The sequence below is a fragment of the Cellulomonas alba genome (assembly GCF_030362835.1).
Taxonomy (GTDB): Bacteria; Actinomycetota; Actinomycetes; order Actinomycetales; family Cellulomonadaceae; genus Cellulomonas; species Cellulomonas alba.
On sequence record NZ_JAUCGQ010000001.1, the window covers coordinates 397,961 to 421,615 of the forward strand.

A 23,655-nucleotide genomic window follows, 5' to 3' on the forward strand; every position below is an offset into this window, starting at 1 on the left:
CCTGGAATGGGACGGCGCGCCTGACAGCCGCGCGCCGTTCATTCCGCACGGGCTGCCAACCGGTTACGTCTCGAGTTGGTGCAACAGTCGCGCGGCCAGCGTGTTCTCCCGTCGGGTGGCACCACATGCCCCACCCGCACGCTGCGCGTGCGCGGCCGCGGGACCCGGGTTTCCGGCCACGCACGACCAGGCCTCGACCGCGCGCGGCACTGACGCGGCGTCACCGTCCGCAAGTCCCGCGGCCGGAGCGCGCCGTACCGGCTCGCGGCCATGACCGCCCAAGTCAGCTGAGCGCGTCCGCGACGGCGTCGTCGATCTGTTCCAGCGGTGTGCCGGCGCGGAAGAGCGAAGCCCACAGCGCGCGCTTCTCGGGTGTCATCGGCTTGAGGTGAGCGCACATCGTGGAGGCCCACACCAGGCTCTCGCATGCGTTCGTAGCGGGGATCGTGAAGCGCACCGCATGGACGCCCAGCCCCAGTTGCACAATGGAGTAGTCGTGCAGAGCCGGCCTGCCCCCAGGCCCGGTCACCACCACTACGCCCACAAGCTCACTCAGGTCGAGGAGCTGCGATATGCGAGTCTTCTCGACCGCATCAGGCGTCATTCGCCCCGCGAGCTCGAGCGCCGGCTTCTCGAGGGGATTCACCGCCATCGGGCGTCCCCTCTACTTCGCTCGACGTCATGCCAGCGCATCGCGGGTCACCGCGTCGAGCTGGTCGAGCGGCACGTGCTCGAAGAAGAGCTGCGCGTACAGGGTGCGGTGCTGCGCGTCCATCGACTCGATGTGCTCGGTCCAGGCGGTGAGCTTCTCGATGGCCTCTTCAACGTCGAGGCCCTCCAGCTCGAGCTGCCGTCCGACGCGCAACTCGAAGCTCGCGACAACGACCACGACGGCACCGGGCCCGCCGCGCTGCGGATCGACTACGGCGGCACCGCCGAGCGACTTGCCGAAACGGCGCACCTGGGCCGCCAAGCGAGCGGCCGGCAGGGCATGGTCCGGGCCCCAGTGCGTCACGTGTTCAATCCTCCCCCGTACATCCGACAGCGTCTTGCGGCACGGCGCTCACGCGGCGCCCACGCCCATGACCGGCTCGGTGGGCCTCGTCGGCGCGCAGCCGGCGCCCCAACTCCGGGTCGTCGCGATGGGCGTCGAACAGGACGTTCGCGAGGTGCGCCCGCGCCAGCTCACGGGCCTGCGACGGATGCGGTGAGCCAGCAGTAGTAGGGCTGTCTGGCGAGCTTGAGGACCCGGCACGTCACCGCGACGGGGATCCGGTCGGCGGTGACCTCACTCACGAGCGGGTAGAGCCTCTTCCCGGCAGATGCGCCCGGACCCGGTAGGCGGCGGCGCGGCGCAGGATCTGGCTCTCCTGCTCCAGCAGCCGGATCCGGCGGTTCGCTTCGCGCAGTTCGGTCGACTCCGACCTGATCACACCGGGACGATCGCCGCCCTCGACAGCAGCATCAGGCAGCCAGTCAGGCAGACACGACTCGGCGATCCCGAAGTCCGCCGCGATCTGCATTATCGGAGCCTCACCACGTCGGGCAACCGCCACGACGTCACGGCGGAACTCCATCGGTACGGCCTGGGTACGGTGCACATCCTTCCAGCGGCGCACTCAGCGCCACAGGTGAGATGTCACCTACTCGTGCAGCAGACCCGAGCGGACTCGGGCCGCCGAATGCCGGGCACTGGCTTGCTACGCCACGCGGGGGTCCGGTCAGGTGGTACAGGTGGCGGCCTCGGATGTCGCTCAAGACGAGAGTCGCCTCGGATGGAGCCGTGAGCTGCCCGTCCGTGCTCAAGAAGCTGCCGTCGCCGCGCCCCCAAGGAGGGTGGGGCGCGCTGGCCACCTCGGCGTGCGGGCGACTGGTGAGCCGCCTGCACCTCCGGTCGTCATTACGGGGGATGGGTCGGACCTATCGGCCTACCGCTCCGGGGTGGGTGTGGGCGTCCAGTCCGGGCAGGAGTCGCCGTCGCTCGTCTGCAGGACTGTGCGCGTTCGGAAGAGTCCCGAACGGCCCTCCTTCTCGCGATAGTGGAACTCGATCCCGTCCGCACGGGCGACATGTACGCCTGAAGCGAGGCCAATGCCGATGACGATGAGAGCTTGAGACTTCGGCGGCACAGTCAGCGGTGGGTTGGCTGGCATCGTGAAATCGCCACCGTTGACCGTGGTGCTCGCCGCGGACGGATCAGACAAGTAGTAGCCGGCGAGCGTGATTCCTGGTGTTGGGTTGACCAGAGTGGCGGCAGGGTCGGCGATGACCTCGTGCGAGGAGGTGTTGTCGACCCACCCCACCGCGAAGGTCACAGCATCACCGGAGAGCTGCTGAGCGCAGTACAGCTGAATGCCTGTGTCAAGGACGAGGGCGTTGGACGACGCAGAGCCGCCGCCCGAGCACCCCGCCAGCACAACGCTCGAAGCAACAGCTGCTGCGCAGATGCGGTGCAACCTCACTTGACTGTCAGCGCGCCGGCGTCGTTCTGGTTCCAAGTCCTCTTGGAGCCGCACAGCTGACCGCTCCTCTTGAGCGTGACCTTCAGCGATCCCGTCGTGCTGAAGCCCGTCTGCGACGACAAGTTGATGCCGATGACAGGCCCAATGGAGACACCGCCAGACATGGTCGTCTCGGTGTTCGTCGTCATCAACGCGTAGTTGTTGGCGCTGATGGGCGAGCAGTACGTCGCATTGAAGATGTCAGGTCCGCCCTCGTTGAGAACTGCACCCTTCCACTGAACGGGCCGCGCCGTGTAGTAGTACACGTTCCGCGGCGAGCAGAAGTTCTCGTAGTACTGCCCGTACTGCCAGGTGGTCCGGAAAGCGAGGTAGCCGTACACGCCGGATTGCGGCTGGAACCCGGCGGTAGACGACGCCGAGGACGATTGCGTGCCCCCGGCACTGAAGCTGCCGTATGCCCCCGTGCTCGAGATCCCCATCCCAAGGGTGCTGGACTGGGACTGCTTGTAGGTGTAGGTCGCGGCCCACTGGTTGTGCGTGCCGCTGACCTCTGCGAGCGTCACCTTCTGGTCGCCGTAGCTCTTCTTGTACACGCCGCACACTGAGGAGGCCGCCGCCGCGGTCACCGTCGCGTCGGAGGTGACCGACGCCGTCTTCGCCGTCGCCGCGGCGCTGCTCGCGGTGATCTTTGTGATCAGGTCGATGCCGACGGCGCCGGCCGAGGTGGGTGCGGCCGGCTGCCAAGTACCCGATGCGATCGCCGTAGTGAAGTTCTGCACCGGGACCGGAAGGCGCGGCGAGACGGTGGCGCCGGACGCGTCTGGGGCAGCGAACGTTGCTACGCCCCCGGCGCTGCCGGAGACACCGTCGACCGTCAAGGTCGTCGCCGCGACAGCGGCCGTCGTGTCTGTCGTCGCGGCGAGCTCGACGTTGATCTCGGCACTCGTGGGACGGGCCGCGAGCCACTGCTTCACGGCCGCTGAGTCCAGTGAGAGCGCGTACTTTCCTGAGGCGTCCGCGGACGTGATGCCGATGCGGGTCATCGGCACCGGGTCGCCGGGACGCAACTTGGCGAGCTCGGCGTCGGTCGGCCACGCGACCAGGGTGATCGTCGCATCGGGAACGGCGCGCCCGGACGGGTCCTTCACCGCGCCGGTGAACGCGACGGGTGCAGCCGCGCCGGCGAGGCTCAGGGCTGCACCGTGCGTCACGCTGCCCGCGGCGACCTTTGCCAGCGTCTCAGGCCCCGGCGTGTCGGGCGCGGCGACGGCGGGCGCCGCCACCAGGCCCCCGGCGACCACTGCGACCACCGAGATGGCCGCCGCATACGAGCGGCTCATGACTCCTCCAAAGCCTTGTCACAGGGAGACTTGACCGGGAACTTACAGTCGCGACACGTCGACGATGCCCGAAACGCGAAAAGTCACCCAGAGGAGTGATCGCCTGCGGTGCGAGCCCCGGACAGCAGGTGTCGCTGGGGATTTGCCGCGACCACAGCACGCGGTGCGCCTGGACCGCGAGCTCCTGCGTCAGGTCCGCTGGGACGTGGCGCGCGCAGCGCAGATCATCGAGGACGCCGGTCGGGACGTCGTCCTCTCGCTCGCCCCGCGGACGAGCGCTTTGCAGCCGATCGATCTCGCCCGCGAACCGGACCTTCGCGCTCTGCTCGAAGCGATCGACCTTTCCTACCTCGCCGAATGGGCCGCACCTGCGGACCGTGCGCGTCACTCCGCGGGACTGGCCATGTCCATGCGTGGCCGGCGTAGCGTCGTGTGGATGGAGAGCATCATCGCCGCTGACGAGTTGCGCGAACGGGCCGACGAAGTGATCCGCCGAGCTGCGGCTGGAGAGCGCTTCGTCCTGACGATGGACGGCCGGCGGGTTGCGGAGATCACGCCGTGCACGACGGACAGCTGGCGCACCGGCGATGATGTCCGGGCGATCTGGACCGGCCGGTCGTACGGTGCGCTCGATCGCGACCTCTTCGGCGAGCGGTGGAACGACCCGTTCGTCAGCGAGTAGCGCTGCAAGGTGGACGCGCCACGGAGAGCGGGCCGCGCCGCGGTGGCTGGTTCGGGATCTGACGCGCCCCAGCGGTCCGGTTGCGGTCGACCCACCGTGTCAGAGCGCGGTGCGACCCTCACCCCCGCGGCGCCCTCCCATGTGCACGTCGACGGGCCGACGGTCGCCGGCGGCACCGCGTACGACCTGGCCGAGCTGAACGACACACCGGAACCGGACCCGATCCGGACCGGTGTGCCTGGCCGGTTGAGACCGCCTACCGGTCGCTGCTCAGCCGCCTCGAGCGCCAGAGTTCACGCTCGTCTCAGTACCTCGTAGGGCTGCCAAGTTCTCGTCCCCGAGTGCATCGAATGCTGTTCACGCGCCGTCCGCCCGACCGCTCTGGCGTCGCCGTCACACTGCCTGAATGCCGAACACCCTCCGGTGTACCCCGCGTCGGAGTCGCCGCTGACTTGTCGGTCGGTCGGTCTACGATCCGAGCGTGAGCGACGCTGCGGGGGGCGGGGGCCGCCTTCGGCTGCACGTCGCCGAACGTGCCGACGCGTTGGTGACGAGTTTGGCGGCAGTGCTCAGCGCACCGCCTGCCGACCCGTTCACACCAGACGTGGTGGCAGTTCCGACGCGCGGGGTCGAGCGGTGGGTCGCCCAACGGCTGGCACACCACCTCGGGACCGGGCCGCGCGAGGACGGCGTCTGCGCGAATGTCCGCTTCGACCCACCGCGGACCATCGTCCGCGAGGCACTCGCCGCCACGATCGGGATCGAGCCCGACCACGACCCATGGCACCCCGACCGGCTGCCTTGGCACGTCCTTGCGGTACTCGACGAGGAGCACGGGTCCTCGTGGCTGGCTACGATCTCGCGCTACCTCGGTCAGGCGGACGACCACCTGCGCCGCAGCCGGCGCCTTCGGCTCGCGCAGCGCCTTGCACGCCTCCTGCAGTCGTACGACGAGCAGCGCCCCGCGCTGGTCCGCGCGTGGGCCGACGGGCTCGATCAGGACGGCGCCGGCACGCCGCTGGCCGCCGACCTGGTCTGGCAGGCAGAGCTGTGGCGGAGGCTGCGCAGCCGGCTCGACGTGCCCGCGCCCGCGCTGCGCATCGACGACGCGGTCGGCCGGCTCGCCGCTGAACCTGACGTCGTTGACCTGCCCGAACGCCTGTCGGTGTTCGGACCGACGGCGCTCCCCGACGCGCACGTGCGTGTCCTGCACGCCTTGGCCACGCACCGGGAGGTGCATCTGTGGCTGCCCAGCCCGTCACATCGGCTGTGGGAGCGTGTTGCCGCAGCGCCCGGCCCACCCGTCTCTCGGCGTCGTGACACGGGGCGGGTGGCTCAGCACCCGATGCTCGAGTCCATGGCGTCAGACGCGACCGAGCTCGAGTCGCGGCTGCTCGTTTTCGACCCGCTCGTCACGTGGGTCGAGGTCCCAGAGCCCCCTCGAAGCGTTCTGGGCGCGCTGCAGACTCGGCTTCGAGACGATCGATCGGGTGGCGCCCGGCATGACGCCGGTGCACACGATCGATCCGTGCAGGTGCACGCCGCCCACGGCCGCACGCGCCAGGTCGAGGTACTTCGCGACGCGCTCGCCGGGCTGCTCGCCGACGACCCCACGCTGCAGCCTCGGGACATCGTGGTCATGTGCCCGGACGTCGAGCTGTTCGCCCCCCTCGTCGAGGCCATTTTCGAGCCTGCTGTCGACGGCGATGCACCCGAGACGCACCCAGGTCGAACGCTTCGCGTGCGGATAGCCGACCGCGCGCCGGCACGCTCTAACCCTGTTCTCACCGTCCTGGCGACCGTTCTGGAGCTCGCAGACTCCCGCGTCACTGCGTCGGCGGTCGTCGACCTCGCAGGCCAGGCTCCGGTGAGGCGCCGCTTCGGGCTCGATGAAGACGCACTCAACCGCGTGCGCGCGTGGGCGCTGGAGTCGGGCGTGCACTGGGGCGAGGACGCGCAACGCCGTGCGCGTTTCCAGCTGGGCAATGTCCCTCAGGGCACCTGGTCGACCGCTCTCGACCGGCTGCTGCTGGGTGTCGCCATGGCCGAGGACGACAACCGCTTCGTGGGATCCGTGCTGCCCATCGACGACGTCCCGAGCACGGACGTCGACCTCGCGGGCCGCCTGGCCGAGTTTCTCGACCGCCTCACCGTCGCCCTCGCCGGGCTCACGGGTGCCCAGCCCGCGGAGCACTGGTTCGCCGCTCTGGAACGAGCCGTCGACCTGCTCACCGACGTGGCGCCCGCGGACCGCTGGCAGCGGGCGCAGGCCGCGCACGTAGTGACGACAGCACGTCTCGCGGCGACCAGCACCGCCTCGCTGCGACTCGCGGACATCGTCGCGCTGCTCGAACCGCACCTGCGCGGACGACCTACCCGCGCGGGCTTCCGCACGGGCGCGCTCACCGTGTGCTCGCTGGAGCCGATGCGGGCCGTCCCCCATCGGGTCGTGGCGCTGATCGGCATGGATGACGGGCAATTCCCTCGCGCAGTCGCCCCGGACGGCGACGACGTGCTCGCGCGCGACCCCCTCGTCGGTGAGCGCGACCCTCGGCAGGAGGACAGACAGCTGTTCCTCGACGCGGTCACGAGTGCAGAAGACTGCCTGCTCATCGTGCACTCCGGCGCAGACGAGCGCACGGGCGCCGTGCGCCCACCAGCGGTGCCCGTCGGCGAGCTGCTGGACGCCTTGGACGATGCGGTCGCTTACCCGGACGGCGCGCCAGCGCGGACGCATGTGGTCCACCACCCGCTGCAGACCGTCGACGAGCGGAACTTCACCGCCGGGGCGCTCGGCCGGCCAGGACCGTTCGCGTTCGACCGGCTCGACCTCGCCGCGGCCCTCGCCGCGCGCCACCGCGACTGGCAGGTGAGGCCGTTCCTGGCCGAGCCGCTGCCGCCGCAGGTGGACGACGATCTGGACCTCGAGGAGCTGGTCACGGCTTTGGAGCATCCGGTGCGCGCGTTCATCAGGGTCCGGCTGGGCGTGCGACTGCCGGGCGATGAGCCGCAGCTCGACGACCGGCTCCCTCTCGAGATGGGCGCCCTCGAGCGCTGGTCGGTGGGCGACCGGCTGCTCGCAGCCGGCCTCGACGGCATCCCGCTCGACCAGACCGCCGCCGCTGAGCGGCGCCGTGGCCACATGCCACCGGGTGCGCTCGGCGGGGCAGCGCTCGCCTCAGTGCGAAATGAGGTCGACCCCCTGCTCGTGGCCGCTCGACGGCACCTCGACGGCCCGGGCACGCCGCTGGAAGTCGACGTCGAGCTTCCCGGCGGCCGCCGGCTGGCGGGCACGGTGCACGGCGTGCGAGGCGACGTCGTCGCGCGGGCCGTGTACAGCCGGCTGGGGCCGAAGCACCGGCTGCGCGCATGGGTCCATCTGCTGGCGCTCACAGCGTCGCACCCCGACCGGCGGTTGACGGCGGTGACCGTGGCCCGCGGCGACGGCGCCAGCGCGCAGCCGCGAGTCGCCAAACTCCGGGCGCCCGGGCCAGACGACGCGATGCACGTCCTGCGCTCGCTCGTCGAGCTGTACGACGAGGCGCTGCGTGAGCCGCTCCCCCTGCCGCTGCAGACGTCGTGGGCCTACGCGCGCCATCGGGTGCGCGGTGGCGATGAGGAGGACGCACTGGCGGCCGCCCGCAAGGACCTCGGCTCCGCGGAGGACGCGCGCCAGGGGCGGGGCGGCTTCGAGTGCGCCGACGCCCATCACGTCCTGGTGTGGGGCGACGACCTGACGTTCGACGACCTGCTCGGGCCGCCCTCGCAGCGTGACCGCGAGCGGGCACCGCACGAGTCGACGCGCTTTGGAGCGCTGTCGGTCGCACTGTGGTCGGCGCTCGACCGGCACGAGGAGGTCGGGCTCGGATGACGTCACCGGTGTTCGACGTCGCAGGTCCGCTGCCGGTGGGCACGGTTGTGCTCGAGGCGAGCGCAGGAACGGGGAAGACGACCACGATCGCGTCGCTCGCGGCCCGGTACGTCGCCGAAGGTGCCGCGCGCCTGCCGGAGCTCATGCTCGTGACGTTCGGCCGGATGGCGACCTCGGAGCTGCGCGACCGTGTGCGGGCGCGGCTCGTCGAGGTGGAACGTGCGCTGCGCGCCTCCACCCCCCAGCCGACGGACGACGAGGTGGTCGCACTCCTCGCCGCCGTCGACGACGACGAGCGCCTGGGCCGTGCCGACCGGCTCGCGCGTGCCCTGGCCGAGTTCGACGCCGCGACGATCACGACGACGCACGGCTTCTGCCAGCAGATGCTGGCGACGCTTGGCACGGTCGGCGACGTCGACCACGACGCGACGCTCGTCCCGGACGTGGCCACCCTCGAGGCCGAAGTGGTGGATGACCTCTACTTGCGCAAGTACGTCGGCTCGGAGCAGCCGCTCGTGACTGTCGCCACTGCCCGACAGGTCGCGCACGAAGCGATCAGCGACCACAGCGCGCGCCTGGAGCCCGAGGACGCGCCGGCGGACACCCCGGGCCAGCTCCGGTACGGGCTCGCGGCCGCAGCGCGAGCCGAGTTCGTGCGGCGCAAGCGCGCGCAACGCGTCCTCGACTACGACGACCTGCTGGTCGTGCTGCGCGACGCGCTCGCCGACCCGGCGACCGGCGCGGCCGCGGCCGCGCGCGTGCGGGAGCGGTACACGGTCGTCATGGTGGATGAGTTCCAGGACACCGACCCCGTGCAATGGGAGATCCTGCGAACGGCGTTCCACGGGCACCGCACGCTGATCCTCATCGGCGACCCCAAGCAAGCGATCTACGCGTTCCGAGGTGCCGACGTCGCAACGTACCTGCGGGCGGCCGCGGACGCGCAGACGCAGACGCTGACCCGCAACTGGCGCGCCGACCCCGCCGTGCTCGCCGGCCTCGCACCCATCCTCGAGGGAACCGCGCTGGGCGACCCGCGCATCGTCGTGCACCCGGTCTCGCCCGGGCGTTCAGGCCGCCGGCTCAACGGCGGGCCGGGCGTGATCGTCCGCCAGATCACGCGGTCCGCGGTCGGCGCCGTGGGCCCGAAGGCACCCGCGGTTTGGCCGGTGCGCGAGCTGCTGCACCGCGACGTCGCTGCCCAGGTTGTGCGCACGCTCAGCCGCGCGCAGCTCCGCGATGAGGGTGGTTGGCGACCCGTCGAGCCGGGCGACATCGCGATACTGGCGCGCAAGAACAGGGAGGCCGTCGCTGTCCGCGACGCGCTCGCTGACGTCGGAGTGCCGGCGGTCGTGACCGGGCTGGCGAGCGTGTTCAATACCGCCGCCGCGCAGGACTGGCTCCTGCTGCTGTCCGCGCTGGCGCGGCCCGCCCTGCCGGGCGCCGTCGCCGCGGCCGCCCTCACGCCGTTCCTTGGCTGGGACGCAACCCGCCTCGCGCTGGCCGACGACAAAGAACGCGATGAGCTCGCCGACCGGCTGCGCGCGTGGTCGCGCGTCCTGGCGGATCGCGGCGTCGTGTCGATCCAGGAGGCCGCTGCGGCCGACGGCATGCGCGCACGCCTGCTCGAGCGGCCCGACGGCGAACGCCGCCTCACCGATCTGCGGCACGTCGGCGAAGCGCTGCACGCCGCCGCGACCGGCCAGGGCATGGGCGCCGCGGCGCTGCTGGAGTGGCTGCGGGCACGCATCGACGATGCCGAGAGCGACTACGCGGAGGAGCGCAGCCGCCGTCTGGAGACCGACGCCGCCGCCGTCCAGGTGATCACGGTCCACGCCAGCAAGGGGCTGCAGTTCCCCGTCGTGATGGTGCCCTACCTGTGGGACCGGTGGACGCCACGCACACCCGAGACGCTGCAGTTCCACAGCAACGGCGAGCGCACGCTCCACGTGGGCGGCGCGGGAAGCCCGAGGTACACCGAGGCGCGGGCGGCCTGGTCGGTGGACGACGCGGGCGAGACGCTCCGCTTGGCGTACGTGGCGCTCACTCGGGCGACGAGCCAGGTCGTGCTCTGGTGGGCGCCAAGCAGCAACTCTCCCAGTGGTCCGTTGACCCGCCTGCTCCAGGGCTCGCGGGCGGCCGATGGCACACCGCAAGACAGCGTGCCGACGACGACCGACGTAGCGACCGAGGCAGTGCTGCGTGATCTCGTCGCACGCGCTCCGGGCCACCTGCACCTCGAGGTGGTCCAGGACCAGCCGCCGACGACTCGATGGACCGCCCCGCTGCACACCGCGCCGACTCTGGCGGTCGACACGCTCGACCGGCCGGTCGACTCTGCATGGCGGCGCACGTCGTTCTCAGCCCTCACCGCACCCGCGCACGGCGGCGCGGTGCGCGACGCGGACACCGGGGTCGCAACCGAGCCCGACGTCGCGGGCCTGCAGGACGAGCCCGACGCACCGTCCCTGGTGCCGCCAGCCGCAGCTGCCGTGACGCCCGACGAGGCGATGCTCCGCACGCTGCCGTCGCCCATGGCCGAGCTGCCCGCCGGGACCACGTTTGGCACGGTCGTGCACCGGGCGCTCGAGCTGTTCGATACCTCGGCCACCGACACGCGCGCCGAACTCACGCTGCAATGCGACCGGGCCGGGACGGTTCCCGGCCTCGCACCCGCCAAGCTCGCCGACGCTCTGCTGCCCGCCGTCTCCACGCCGCTCGGCCCGCTCGCGCGCGGCGCCGCACTGCGCGATTTCGCCACGCGCGACCGCCTCGCCGAGCTCGACTTCGAGCTCCCGCTGGCGGGTGGCGACCGCGGCGGCCGCCCGCCAGCCTCTCTGCGCGATGTGGCAGCCCTGCTGCGCACGCACTTGCCCGCCGACGATGTCTTTGCCGGCTACGCGGACCGCCTCGCGGATGACGGGCTCCCACCGGGCCGTCTGCGGGGCTACCTGACGGGCAGCATCGACGCTGTCTTGCGCATCCCGGCCGACGCCCCCGGGGGGCATCGGTACCTGGTCGTGGACTACAAGACGAACCGTCTCGGCCCCGTCGACGAGCCGCTGTCGGCCTGGCACTACCGCCCGGAGGCCATGTCGGCGGCGATGCTCGACCAGCACTACCCCTTGCAACTCATGCTGTACTCGGTCGCGCTGCACCGCTACCTGCGCTGGCGCGTGCCGCCCTACGACCCGGACGTGCACCTGGGTGGCGGCCTGTACCTGTTCCTACGCGGCATGCTCGGGCCCGAAGCGCCCGTCGTCGCCGGCACGACGGTCGGCGTGATGGCATGGCGCCCACCCGCGGCCCTCGTCGTCGCGCTGTCCGACCTGCTCGACGGGCGGGGGTCGACACGATGAGCACGCCGAGCGCGACGAGCGACGTCGAGAGCAGCGAAGACCGGTTCTCCGCATCACGCCCCTGGCGGGCGAAGGGAGTGCTGGCGCGCCTGGTCGACGCCGACGCGCTCGTCTCAGCCGACGTCCATGTCGCCACCCGTCTCGGCGCGATCGGCGGCGAGGCCGACGAACAGGTGCTGCTCGCGATCGCACTCACAGTCCGCGCACTGCGCGAGGGATCGGTGTGCCTGGCTCTCGGCGAGGCTGCGACCCTCGATGGAGTCGACACCGCCCTGCTACCGGCGCTCGATGAGTGGCATGCCGCGGTGCGTCGCAGCCCCCTCGTTGCCGACGGGGTCACGGGCCCGGCCGACCGCCCCGTCCGATGGGTCGACGGCCGCGTCTACCTCGACCGGTACTGGCGCGACGAACAGGTCGTCCGCCGTGAGCTGCATGCACGCCTCGCGCTCGTACCCTTCGACGAGGCGGCGCTCAACTCGGCGGTCAGCCGGCTCTTCCCGCGGCCCGACGATGGGCATCAGCGCGAGGCGGTGCGTGCGGCCGCGTCCCGTCGGCTTCTCGTGCTGACCGGCGGCCCGGGCACGGGCAAGACCACGACGGTCGCCCGCATGGTGGCCGCGCTGGCCGCGACCGAGCCGGGCCTGCGGGTCGCGCTCGCGGCACCGACAGGCAAGGCGGCGGCACGGCTTCAAGAGTCGGTGGCCGCGGAGATCGAGCAGTTCGGGGCGACCGACCGAGATGCCGTCGGACACCTGCACGCGAGCACCGTTCACCGGCTGCTCGGCTGGCGCCCCGGCAGCACGACACGATTCCTCCACGGCACGCAGCGGCCGCTGCCGCACGACCTCGTGATCGTCGACGAGGCGTCGATGGTGTCGCTCGAGCTCATGGCCCGACTCGCCGAGGCCGTGCGGCCGGACGCCCGGCTCGTGCTCGTCGGCGACCCCGACCAGCTCGCGAGTGTTGAGGCCGGCGCGGTGCTGGGCGACCTCGTGGCGTCGCTGTCGACCGGCGTGGTCCGTCTCACGCGGGCACACCGCTTCGGCGCGGAGCTGGGGGCTCTCGCCGAGGCGATCCGCGCGGGCGACGCTGACGCGGTGCTCGCCCTCCTGCGTGCGGGTGACGAGCACCGAGAGTTCATCGAGACGGCCGGGGAGCGCGCGTCGGCCGCCGAGATCGCCGGTCTTCGCGCAGACGTCGAGAGCTGGGGCCACGCCCTCGTGGGCGCGGCACGCCAGGGCGACGCGAGCGCAGCCCTGGAGGCGCTGGGCCGCCACCGCCTGCTGCTCGCGCACCGCGAGGGACCTGCGGGTGTCGCGCACTGGGCCGCGCAGGCAGAGAGCTGGATCGCCGCAGCGACGGGTGCGCGCGCCTGGGGCATGTGGCCACTCGGCCGCCCGCTACTGGTCACGCAGAACGACCGCGCGAGCGGCCTGTTCAACGGCGACACCGGCGTGGTCATCAGCGATGGCGACGACGGCGCGCTCGTCGCGTTCGGCGAGCCGCACTCCCCCATGCTGGTCCGCACATCTCGGGTACCTGTGGTCGAGCCAGTGCTCGCGATGACCGTCCACCGCGGCCAGGGCAGCCAGTTCGAGCGGGTCACCGTCATCTTGCCTCCGGCGCAGTCGCCGCTGCTCACCCGCGAGCTGCTCTACACCGCGGTCACTCGGGCGCGGTCGTTCGTCCGCGTGATCGGCACCCCTGACGCCGTCCGCGCCGCAGTCGCTCGTCCGGTCAGGCGCGCCAGCGGCCTGCGTGAGCCGGAGTAGTCCGCACAAGGTCCCCGGCACGAGCCCGCGGTCGATCTGGTCCTGCCGCCGCCAGGTGTAGATCGACTCGGCACTGATGCCCAGGTCGCGCGTCACATCAGCGACAGACTGGCCGGCCGCCAGCAGATCGAGCACCTTGCGTCGGAACGCGGGTGGGTATCCACGACGTCCCACGAGGCCCTCCTCCGAGGGTCAAGTGGCACAAGAATCCAGGAATCGGACTCTGCGAAGCCCGGGACACACCAGCCTCCATGGAAGCCGGGGCGGTTCACGCGCCGAGCACCGCTCAGATGCGGGGGAGCAGATCCGAACCGACCGATCGGAGCGACCATCTCCCTCAGACGACACGGCCAGCTTGCCGATGATGGATGCGTGTCCAAGCGCGACGTGCCTCGCCGTCACGAGTGGCTTCCGACGGCGCTCCCCGTGATCTTCGGCGAAGAGCCGGAGTGGACCGACCCATGGCCCGGCTTGCTCGATGCTTTGGTCAAACTCGAGTCGCTCACCGTTGCGGTCAGCGAAGGTGCCCTCCACCGGGCGGAGGCGCTCGGCGCAGCTGGTGACGGACTTCTGGCGCCCCGCGATACCTCGGTCAGCACGGCACAGGGCGAAGCAGAGGACCTCGCCGCGCCGATGCGGATTGTCCTGATGGGTCGAACCATGGCAGGCAAGTCCTCACTTCTGACGGCCTTGACCGGGTTCCACCACGACCGCATCGGCGACGGGCGTCAACGCTTCTCCAGAGACGTCTTTGGAGCCGCGATGTCGGTGTCCGAACACATCGAACTGGTCGACACTCCGGGCGTCGGAGCCCACGGTGGTGCGGACGACACGGAGAAGGCGCTCGCGGCCGCTCTGGACGCCGACGTCATTCTCTGGGTGAACAGCAGCGACTCGATTCAGCAGGAGTCGGCGGCGGCGCTGAAGCTGCTCGGCCTGATTGGCAAGCCGATCATCGTGGCCCTCAACTGCCGCCAATCGCTCGAAGGCGTTGGACGGCTGAACCTTCTGCGCTTCCCCGACCGTGTCTTCGGCCACCGCGAAGGGCTCCTCGACGAGATCAGGCGACATATGGCCGTCGCCGGTGTCAAGCCGCTCGAAGTCGTCCACGTGCACGCCCTCGCAGCCGCAGAAGCTCTCGCATACGACGAAGTCGACACCGAGCTGCACGCTGCGAGCCGGATCGCAGACCTCACCGACGCGCTCCTGCGCGAACACGAAGCCCACAGAGAGAGCCGGCGCGCGCTTCGACTCATCGACAATCAGCGTCAACCGGCCGAAGAACTGGCGCGGTCGCTACAACTGGCCTCGGCCACCCTACGTGCCCGGGCGGAGCACAACCGTGGCATGTACAACGACATGCACGAACGCCTTCGTCGCGCCGTGCGTTCCACGGGCGAGGCAATGGAGTCGGACGTTGAGGCAGCCGTCGGACGGCGTCGCGACTGGCACCTCGATGCGATCGACTTCGGGAAGTCTCTTGAATCGGACTGGAACGACGCGGTCGAGGCTCTCCAGGACGAGCTACAGAAGACGCTGGAACACCGGCTGACAAGTCTGGCGGACGAAATCAGGTCCACGATCGAGGCTACCGACGCAGAATGGTCGAACGTTTCGCTCGACCAGTTCGGGCTGCGTAATCTGCCGGGGTTCGGCGCCGTGTGGGGCAACCGGCTGATCCGCGCAGGAGTCGGCGCGGGAGGCTCACTGTTGGGGTTCGCCGGGGGCGCGTGGCTCGGAGCTCAGATCGGCGGAGCACTCGGATTGGCGGCTGGGCCGGCTGCGATCGTCACCGCTGGCGCCGGGTTCGTCATCGGTGGCATCGCCGGACTTGCAGCAGGGCGGATCAAGAGTCTGGTCGACCACATCTTCCTGGGCAAGGACGGCGTCCTGCAAAAGCGGCGAGATGAGGTAGCAAAGCAGGTTGGCCCCATTCTCGACGAGCTGACAAGTAAGTACCGCGCAGCAATCGGCGATCAACTCAATGACATCCGTGATGTGCTCGGACGTGAACTTGCGCGCAGTCATGAGCAATCAGCCGCGCTGGAGCTCGTGGCATCAGAATGGACGAAAGGTAGCGAGAACCTGCAAGCCTCGGTCCGAGAACTGGACCGACAGACAACCTCAGCCCTGCTTCGGATCGACCGGAGAGAACGCCTCGCGCGCGCGGTGAAGCGGGCTACGCGCGTGCCAGGGGTCTGCATTCTCGTCGAGTTCGACGATGCAGGCTTCGCGGAGTCTTGGCTGTTCCCACCTGACGTCGGCGAGACACTCGCCGGTGGCAAGGCCTCAACTTCAGGTGGGGAGGCCGCCAGCGCCCTCTCGTACGCGCTGAGTTTCGTCGAAGCGCCCATGCGGCTCGTCAGAGCCGACGCCGCATCGGCCCTCCTGAGCATCGCTGCAGACATCCCCTCCGCAATCGCCGAGACCTGGGCCGTCGGCCTGGAGGCTCACCTCGCCCGACGAGTCCAGATCGAGACAACCTGAAGGATTGAGAGCTCGTGACCGTCAACCTGTTCAAAGAGTCCTCAGCGCGAGCGCGCGGATTGGCCGAGGAGCTACGCAACGTCCTCGCCGAGTTCGATCCGGCGCTCGCCGAGCCGCTGCTGGAACGGCTCTCGGTAGAGGCGCACGCCACCCCTCTGTTGGTTTTCACCGGCTACCACAGCAGCGGGAAGTCGACACTCATCGAAGCGCTCACCAACCGGGCCTTCCACATCCCGATCGGCTCTGGAGTGACCACCGACCAGGTCACGGAGTACAGCTGGGACGGGGACGTCCGCCTCGTCGACACTCCCGGCGTCCACGCTGATCGACCAGACCATGACGAGCGGGCTGAACAAGCGCTCCAAGCGGCGGACCTGGTGCTCTTCGCCGTGCCTGTAGAACTTTTCGACGACACACTTGTCGCCCACCTTCGAGATGTCCTGGGACGACTCGGGAAGTCGCACCAGACACTCATCGTGATCACCAAGGCAGGGACGATGGAGGCCGCCCCGGGTCATCGCGAGGCTGCGATCACGGAGGCGCTCGGCTCGTTCGAACAGGTCCCGTGGGTTGAGTGCGACGCCCAGTACTACCTCGACGGCCTCGACCTCGCGGATTCCGCTCCCGCCGACTCATCAGCCTTCGTCGAGGCGTCCGGGTTGGCAAAGGTCGCAGCCCTCATCAACGACTTTGCCAGACAACAAGGCGAGCTCGGGAGGCTGAGTCAGCCGTTACAGATGATCGCTGCCATCTCGCTCGAAGCCTCTGCGTCGCTGACGGACGACCCAAATGAGCAGGCCGCTCTGACGGTTCTGGGGCGGCAGCGTTCCGCTCTCTCCAAGAAGCGGATCCATCTCGGAGAACTGTTGGGGGCTCGATCGGCTCAGTTCCGCTCGGACGCTGTTCGGGCCGCCACGCAATTCGCCGATGCCATCGAACGGGATGAGCATGGTGGCGACCTTTCTGGGACGACGCTCGAAAGTCGCATGGCGACGCTCAACGAGAGCCTCGGCACGGCGCTCGAGCGATTCGAGAGCTCGGTCAAGCGCGTGCTGGAAATTCAGTTCGATGACCTTGCCTCGGAGGTCCTCGCGATCGAGGCAACGCCGTACGGGCGCCTCACACTCGAACTCGCCGACGTGGAGACCGCCGGCTTCGATGCGCCCGAGGTCGTGGTCCGACCAAGCCACGCTGCCGTTCCGACAGCTCCGGGGTGGACGCGCGACATGTCCAAGTACCTCAAGCAGTTCAACAAGTTCTGGGGCGCGGGCGGTGGAGTGAGGCCTTCGGCGGGCAGCAACGGCCACCAGGTTGTGCTCACGGTCGGCCGTGCCTTCGGCAAGAAGTTCAAGCCGTGGCAGGCGGTCAGGACAGCCAACACAATCGGGAAGGTCGCACGAGTCGGCGGAGTCGTGATCGCCGTCGGCCTCGAGGCATACGGCGTCTTGGCTGACGAGCGGGCCGCTGTGAAGGCTGAGCAGGCTCGTGCCGAGCGACGTCGCAGCATCACTCAGGAGGTCCTGGCTCAGGCCGCCACCATCGTGGCTGAGGCCCTCGAAAACTTCGGCAAGGACTTGGACGACATCTTCAAGCCGGAGTTCGAGCGCATTGACGCGATGGCCGGCGAGATCTACGGAGCGCGCGCGACTCGCAACGACCTTCGCGACCGCTTGAGCTCCGTGCAGAAGCGAGCTGGCACGGCCCTTGCTGCCCTGGCGGCCGCAGCAGGGTCTTCCGCCCCGGGTCCTGACCGACGACGAGGCAACGAGATGACGCCGTGACGAAGCTTCGCGTTGGCGCTGAGACGATCGACGCAGACGCGGCGAATCGCCTCGTCGTCACGTACCTCAATTCGCCATCGGATCACTACGCCTACCCGGCCTACGACGGGTATCCAGGGTCGGCTGGTCCGTTCATCGGACCCCAAGACTTGTTCGCCCCGACCTTGCTCAACGCCGGCGTCCGCACCTTGCGCGCTTACTACTCGTTGCTCGACGGCCTCGACGGGATCAACGAACGGCTCACCGAGGTGCGCGAGGACGTCGCCCTGGCGGATGCGGACGAGCGCGACTTGGCCGCGGCGGCACATCTGTTCGGGTATCTCGACGAGGCGACCCTGTTCCAGGTCGGCCTGACCAAGTTCGCCAAGATCGTGCATCGCAAGCGCCCCCTCTTGCTGCCACTGTGGGACGTGCGGATCGCGTGGTGCTACCGCGACCACCCGCACGCGCCAGTACCCCCGGTGAAGGGCCGAAGCTGGGAAAGGTTCGCACTGGAAGTCCTGCGGCACATGCAGGACGACTTGCGCGAGCGACCGGAGTCCTGGCACAGGCTCGCGCGTCTGACGCCGCCCGGCGGCCCAGCCATCACCGCGCTGCGCGCCCTCGACATCATCGGCTGGCACCTCGGAGGCCGCCGATCTGCCCGGACCAGCCCCGGCCGCGACTGACCCGCCCCCCGCAGCCGTGCGGACCTGCGAAAACCCGCTGGCCCACCGGACGTCGCCCGTCACGCGTGGTGATGACGCACTGGCGGGGCGTCGAAGCACCGGCGTGTCGCGAGTGTCACGGCGCCGCGTCGCTTAACGACATTTGTGCGTTGCCATGCGTGGCGAACTCGCGCTTGCGTCGAGACGTGAGCGTGATCCGGTGCTGAGCCCTGCGATGACGCTTGCGGTCCTCCGGCCACAGGGGTTCGATTCCAGTGACGTCGCCGCAGGTCATTCGCGGCGACGACCAAACTGCGAAGACCGAGGAGTCGGTGCTGGACGGCCTGGCCAACGTGGAGGGCCCTGGCTGGGTCGACCATTCGAGCGATCCGATCCAGGGCTTGTTCCCCCTCGCCGTCGAACAGTTCCTGAACGCCGCGGTGGCCGTCAACGTGCCTGGTGTCACGACCGTGACCAACACCGCTCGCTACTACGCCCTGCATGCCCTGATCGCCGATGAAGCGCAACGCCGACGGCTCGACGGTGGACAGGCGCGCAACCTTCTGCGCCGTACCGAGATCGTCTACGCCCTAATCTGCATGTCGCACCAGCAGAGCGACGGCCACGACTCGTGGTATCCGGCGGCTCACGGCCGTGACCGGATCCTGAGCTTTCTGTCGTCCGGTCAGGTGGATCTCGACGACGCCGCCGGGATGGGGCCAGGCAAGTATGCCAACGCAGCCACGGGCTTCCTCGGACCGTACTTCGGATCCGAAGTCAGCCTGGGCTGGCTGGCAGACGGCCCACTGTCGCCCGGCCCCGCTTACGACCGCCCCGTAGTGCATCGCGAACTGGGACCTGTCGTCGATCTCGCCGCGACGACGTCTTCTCTTGGCCTCGCCGACGTCGCGGATCTCGGCTCGATGTGCCTGTGCCGAGCAGCAACGTCCGACGACGGCGGCCTGCTCGCCGAACGGTTTGCTGGCCGTCCCGACGAGGCGGGAACCGTCGCGGGCAACATCGGGCAGCTCATGCGCCTCTTCGCGACCGCAATGGGGTCGTCGGAGGTTCGCACCGAGCGTGACCTTGGCGCGTTCGTCATGTTCAGTCCGGTGGTCGTCGACGACCCGCGCAGCACGGAGATCTGGCTGCGGTGGCGCGGCATCCGTACCCGCGCGGCCTCGGTCGCCGCCTGGCGCGAGCTGTTCGCTCACACCTGCCGCTACCTCAATGGGGGTCCGCTGACAGTCGACCAACTCGGACGACTACTCGCCGAGGACATGCCCGCGGGCACCTTGGCCGACTTCGTCGCGGGCCTCCCGCCTGTGGTCGACGCCCACGGCGCGCCACTCCCCGCCGAGCTCGAGATCGCCGACCGGCCCTCGCCTGAGCGACACCTGGCCACCCTCGCACTCGGCGCGATGCGATTCCGACTCCTGCATGACACAAGCGGACCCGTGCGACTCGGCCTTGCCGGTCCCCCCGGCCACCGTTTCGAGTCCGAGGAACTGTCACCGCAGTGGGTCTCGAACGTACTCAGTGACTGGGGTGCGCGACCGGTTGCAGAGTTCGCCCGTTGGCTTGCGTCCGTCATGGTCAACCGGGCTCACCGCGTGACCATGTCGAAGTCGTACTGGCGCCCGGGCCGGTACGTGATGCCACTGCGGATCCTCCTCCAGGACGACCTGGTGGTGAAGATGCACGGCGAGGCGACAGGTGAACCCCCATTGCGCTGGACACAGCTGCTGTCCATGGGACGCCAGACCGGGATCTTCAGCGTGAGCGACGCCGGCGTGTGGGAACTGGGGCCACGTGGCTACCTCCTCGAATGAGACGAGCCTGAAGGCGAAAGGAGTCGCCTCACTCCACTCCCGCTTGTTCGGACTGCCGGACATGCAGGACCGGCCCTACACCGAGGCCCTCTTCACCACCTTCAACTTCGATCTGGGCTACTTCGAGCAGCGCGTACTCGGGGTTGTTCGGGCCAGTGGGGCGGCGGTGACGGTGCTCTGCGACGCCGCGCAGTACAACCCGGATCCACAGGCGGTGCACGCGGCCGGCGCGAGCTACCTCATCGGCGTCGTCGCCCTGCCCGCCGCATTCCACCCAAAGCTGTGCGTCCTGGTAGGACCCGAGCGCGTCCTCGTCGCCGTCGGATCAGGGAACCTCACCACAGGTGGGTGGCTCGGCAACGACGAGACCTTGTGCGTGGCTACAGGCGACGCGGCCACCGGAGTACCCACGATGGTGGGCGAAGTGGCCTCATGGTTGGCGAGCGTCACTGAGCTGCAGATGAGCACTCCCGCACGCGCCGCCGTACGTCGCGTCCTCGCTTCGATCGAACGCCTGATCTCTACGTCGCCCGCCGTCGAGGGCGGGCCGCGGCTTGTGACAACCGCGTTCAGACCGATCCTCGACCAACTGCCGGAGGCGCCCGCCGACGAGCTGGCACTCCACGCCCCGTTCCACGACCCGTCCGGCACGGCGCTCGGTGCGCTGATCGACCGTTACCGCCCCCGCACCGTGAAGATCGCGGTCCAGCCCGGCCGAACCGTCCTCGACCCGGCCGCACTCGAATCTGTCGCCGCACAATGTTCGGTCGAACTCGTGTGGCAGGACGCTGGCGCACGGTACCGGCACGGCAAGCTGCTCGAGGCCGCGTCGCCGCAGCGGCGCTGGGTGCTCACCGGCTCGCCAAACCTCACCGGCGCGGCGCTTCTCCGGAGTGTCCGTGATGGCGGGAACTGCGAGGTTGGGGTCGTGTCCGACATGAACCGGTCGATCTTCCCCGGTCTCGGCGAACCGATCATGGCCGCCGCGATCCCCACTGTGCGGATCCAAGCCGCGCCCGGCGAGACCGTGAGCGGAGCCCAGCCGGCGCCCGTGCTCTTGTCTGCGACATTCGACGAGGCCGCAATCGTCGTTGAGCTCTCAAGCCCCGCACCCTTCCCGATACTGATCGATGCCAGTGAGTTCGAGGACCAGCCCGAGGTGACGTCGACGCTCGGACAGATCCCACCCGGCCAGCTGGTGGCCCGCTTCACGCCCACGCGCACGTTCGGGGCGCGCTCCCGGTTGCGGCTCAGGTACGAGCGCGACGGCGTCGAGCATCGCGGACCCTTCCACTTCCTGACCGACATCGAAGCCGTCGTCCGGCGGATCCCGCCCCGTCGATCCACGAGTGTCAACACCGACATGGACTGGCGAACCCTGTTCGACGACCACTCCGCGTGGCGCGATTGGTTGCGAACCCTGGATCGGGTGACGAGGGAGCAGAGGGCAGTGCCGGCCGCCGGCACCGCGCCGCACCGCACCGAGTCGCCGGCGGTTGTCTCGGGTGACAGAAACCGGCGGACCTTCGACGACGAGGAAGCCTGGGCGCGCTACTCCGACGAGGCCGTCGCGCGACTGGGTCCGACAGTCGCGCATGACGCGTCCAGCGGCCTCGTCTTTCCCCACCTTGCACGCCAGCTGCAACCCTCCGGCTCGTCACGACCGCCTCGATGGGCCGACCGATTCGATGCCGACGAGTCCGACTTCGACGACGTCCACTCCGCCGACGACCTGGACGCGGCCGAAGCGGATAGCGAGGGCGAGGAACACCGAAGTGAGCTGCCAGAGCTCAGCGCTGCTCAGAAGAATCACCTTCGACGTTGGGTCAGCAACGAAGTCATCAGAGCGATGGCCGCGCGGCCTGCGATCGACAGGCTGGCCTTGACCCGCCTCGTGCTGCTCGTATCTCTGGCGCGAGCGTGGGACGAGGACAAGGGCTGGTTCCACTCACTGGCGGAGGCCACAGCGAACCTTCCGGGCGACGACGTGCCAGCACGGCTCCAGCCGGAGGTGGGCTCGCTTGCGGCGGTCTGCCTCTACCGGCTCGATCAGGGAGCGTCTCCGATACGCACGACCGGCAGCGGGAAGGCCTACGCCGACCTCTTGGACGATCTCCGGCCGCATCTCGCACATGCGGACCCGAACCTCATCACCTCCATCGTGCGCGACATCTACGGTGCTTCATCTGTGAGCTCTTCGCCCCGCGCGGTCCTCGACCACCTCGAAGCCATGACGGCGAGCAGTCCGTGGCCGGAGATCACACGCCTCATCCGAGCCGCGCACCCCGGGTGGTCGGTAGACCTCGAGCGGGACGCACATCTGGTCATCGAGTCGCGCACCGGGCATCCGCTCACGATTGCCGCCACGGCGCTGCAGCAAGTTCCCACTGAGCTGACGGTTGCGATCCGAGTCATTGCGGGCGCCCGGCTCGAGGAGCGTCAGTACGTCCGTCACGAGAACGTCTTTGTCGCTCAGGACCATCTCGGCGCACGCAAGGTCTGGAAGTCGTATCGCCTGAGCAACCTCGTCTCCCCTACCAGCATCGCAAGCGGCGAATCTGAGGCGCGAGCCCGCATCGACCCGGCCCCATGGGATCGCGTCTCCTCGCCCGTTCAGGTCGCGCTCGCGGCCGCAGGGGTCGCCCCCTGAGCACCGCCTCGTGAGGTGACGGTGACGATGAGTGGCAGCGGATGGCACGAGACGCCCTCGCGTTCCTAATCGGCACACCAACGCCCGCATCCCCACGGAGCGGTTCACACCTGGGCTTCCGGGCTGGCGGGACACAGCAACATCGCGACAGGCGGTCGGGACCAATCATCCGCGGCCGGCTCGAGACGTGCGGGTGTCCGGAAGATACGACCTCGCTACCGTGGCGTTGTGCCCGCGACTTGGATCAGCCCGGTGGCCGTCCGCGCGCTCGACGGCTTCACCGTGGCAATGTGGTTCGAGAATGGCGAGACACGGATGCTCGACCTGGCCGACTGGTTGCGAGGCCCGTTCTACGAACCGCTGAGAGTCGATCGGGCGCTCTTCCGGCAGGTCCGGGTCGAGCACGGAACTCTGGTCTGGCCTGGCGAGATCGATGTCGCACCCGAGGGCCTCTACGCCGCCTCCCGGCCGACGATCCAGGCGCCTCCCCCGACACAGTCTCTGACCCTGGCCGACCTGTCCGCCGAGCAGCTGCGGTGGGCCCCGGCCGACGAGTCCGAGGCCTACCGGCAGTGGCCCTGCTCGACGCGCGTCGAGCTCTCGGACGGCATCGTGTTCACCAACGACGCGGACGGCTCCGCCTGGGACTGGCGCTCGGTCGTGACCGCCGCGCGTGCCTTCCCCGGCTGGCACGTCGAGCTCGAGTCGCCGGGACGCCTCCGCCTGCTTCGGCCGTAGCGCCCCGGGGTACCAGGGCGGGCCAGGGCGCCGG

At 69.7% G+C, this 23,655-nt stretch carries 15 protein-coding genes and 1 pseudogene; 10 read left to right on the forward strand and 6 right to left on the reverse strand.

The window, feature by feature from the left end; translation table 11 throughout:
* Positions 1–283: 283 nt before the first annotated feature.
* From QRT04_RS01830 to QRT04_RS01850, 5 genes are all read right to left on the reverse strand, one after another.
* Positions 284–652, reverse strand: a complete 369-nt coding sequence (locus QRT04_RS01830; RefSeq protein WP_289453177.1) for a hypothetical protein — start codon at positions 650–652, stop codon at positions 284–286.
* Between the two features lie 27 nt (positions 653–679).
* Positions 680–1,015, reverse strand: a complete 336-nt coding sequence (locus QRT04_RS01835; RefSeq protein ID WP_289453179.1) for a hypothetical protein — start codon at positions 1,013–1,015, stop codon at positions 680–682.
* Positions 1,016–1,292: 277 nt separating this feature from the next.
* Positions 1,293–1,523: a hypothetical protein gene (locus QRT04_RS01840; protein WP_289453180.1), complete on the reverse strand. Its 231-nt coding sequence runs from the start codon at positions 1,521–1,523 to the stop codon at positions 1,293–1,295.
* A 405-nt stretch (positions 1,524–1,928) separates the two neighbouring features.
* Positions 1,929–2,315: a hypothetical protein gene (locus QRT04_RS01845; protein WP_289453181.1), complete on the reverse strand. Its 387-nt coding sequence runs from the start codon at positions 2,313–2,315 to the stop codon at positions 1,929–1,931.
* Between the two features lie 143 nt (positions 2,316–2,458).
* Positions 2,459–3,802: a hypothetical protein gene (locus QRT04_RS01850; RefSeq protein ID WP_289453183.1), complete on the reverse strand. Its 1,344-nt coding sequence runs from the start codon at positions 3,800–3,802 to the stop codon at positions 2,459–2,461.
* A gap of 163 nt (positions 3,803–3,965) precedes the next feature.
* Here QRT04_RS01850 and QRT04_RS01855 point away from each other — a divergent pair, with 163 nt between their 5' ends.
* The 4 genes from QRT04_RS01855 (at position 3,966) to recD (ending at position 13,486) form a co-directional block, all read left to right on the forward strand.
* Positions 3,966–4,484, forward strand: a complete 519-nt coding sequence (locus tag QRT04_RS01855) for a type II toxin-antitoxin system Phd/YefM family antitoxin (protein WP_289453184.1) — start codon at positions 3,966–3,968, stop codon at positions 4,482–4,484.
* Positions 4,485–4,965: 481 nt separating this feature from the next.
* Positions 4,966–8,355, forward strand: a complete 3,390-nt coding sequence (recC, locus tag QRT04_RS01860; RefSeq protein WP_289453185.1) for an exodeoxyribonuclease V subunit gamma — start codon at positions 4,966–4,968, stop codon at positions 8,353–8,355.
* A complete protein-coding gene (locus tag QRT04_RS01865; protein ID WP_289453186.1) occupies positions 8,352–11,714 on the forward strand; it encodes a UvrD-helicase domain-containing protein in 3,363 nt (1,120 codons plus the stop codon). The genes recC and QRT04_RS01865 overlap by 4 nt, the downstream gene beginning before the upstream one ends.
* Positions 11,711–13,486, forward strand: coding sequence for an exodeoxyribonuclease V subunit alpha (gene recD / locus QRT04_RS01870; protein WP_289453188.1), 1,776 nt, complete (start codon positions 11,711–11,713; stop codon positions 13,484–13,486). The genes QRT04_RS01865 and recD overlap by 4 nt, the downstream gene beginning before the upstream one ends.
* A 33-nt stretch (positions 13,487–13,519) precedes the next feature.
* Here the strand turns inward: recD and QRT04_RS17195 are convergent.
* Positions 13,520–13,660, reverse strand: a pseudogene (locus tag QRT04_RS17195) (transposase); the annotation flags it as partial.
* Positions 13,661–13,858: 198 nt separating this feature from the next.
* On the opposite strand from QRT04_RS17195, the gene QRT04_RS01875 reads away from it, so the two are divergent.
* The 6 genes from QRT04_RS01875 to QRT04_RS01900 all read left to right on the forward strand — a co-directional run bounded on the left by QRT04_RS01875 (position 13,859) and on the right by QRT04_RS01900 (position 23,621).
* The gene (locus QRT04_RS01875; RefSeq protein ID WP_289453189.1) at positions 13,859–15,973 is read left to right on the forward strand and encodes a GTPase domain-containing protein; all 2,115 of its coding nucleotides are present in this window, start codon (positions 13,859–13,861) and stop codon (positions 15,971–15,973) included.
* Positions 15,974–15,987: 14 nt separating this feature from the next.
* Positions 15,988–17,754 (forward strand): GTPase, encoded by a 1,767-nt coding sequence (locus QRT04_RS01880; RefSeq protein WP_289453190.1) that lies wholly within the window; start codon positions 15,988–15,990, stop codon positions 17,752–17,754.
* Positions 17,751–18,422, forward strand: coding sequence for a DUF6308 family protein (locus QRT04_RS01885; protein ID WP_289453191.1), 672 nt, complete (start codon positions 17,751–17,753; stop codon positions 18,420–18,422). The genes QRT04_RS01880 and QRT04_RS01885 overlap by 4 nt, the downstream gene beginning before the upstream one ends.
* A gap of 254 nt (positions 18,423–18,676) precedes the next feature.
* Complete coding sequence (locus QRT04_RS01890; RefSeq protein WP_289453192.1) at positions 18,677–20,233, forward strand: hypothetical protein; 1,557 nt, start codon at positions 18,677–18,679, stop codon at positions 20,231–20,233.
* Between the two features lie 43 nt (positions 20,234–20,276).
* Entirely contained in the window at positions 20,277–22,883 is a 2,607-nt protein-coding gene (locus QRT04_RS01895) for a phospholipase D-like domain-containing protein (RefSeq protein ID WP_289453193.1), read from the forward strand.
* A 252-nt stretch (positions 22,884–23,135) separates the two neighbouring features.
* Positions 23,136–23,621, forward strand: coding sequence for a DUF2442 domain-containing protein (locus QRT04_RS01900; RefSeq protein ID WP_289453194.1), 486 nt, complete (start codon positions 23,136–23,138; stop codon positions 23,619–23,621).
* Positions 23,622–23,655: the final 34 nt, after the last annotated feature.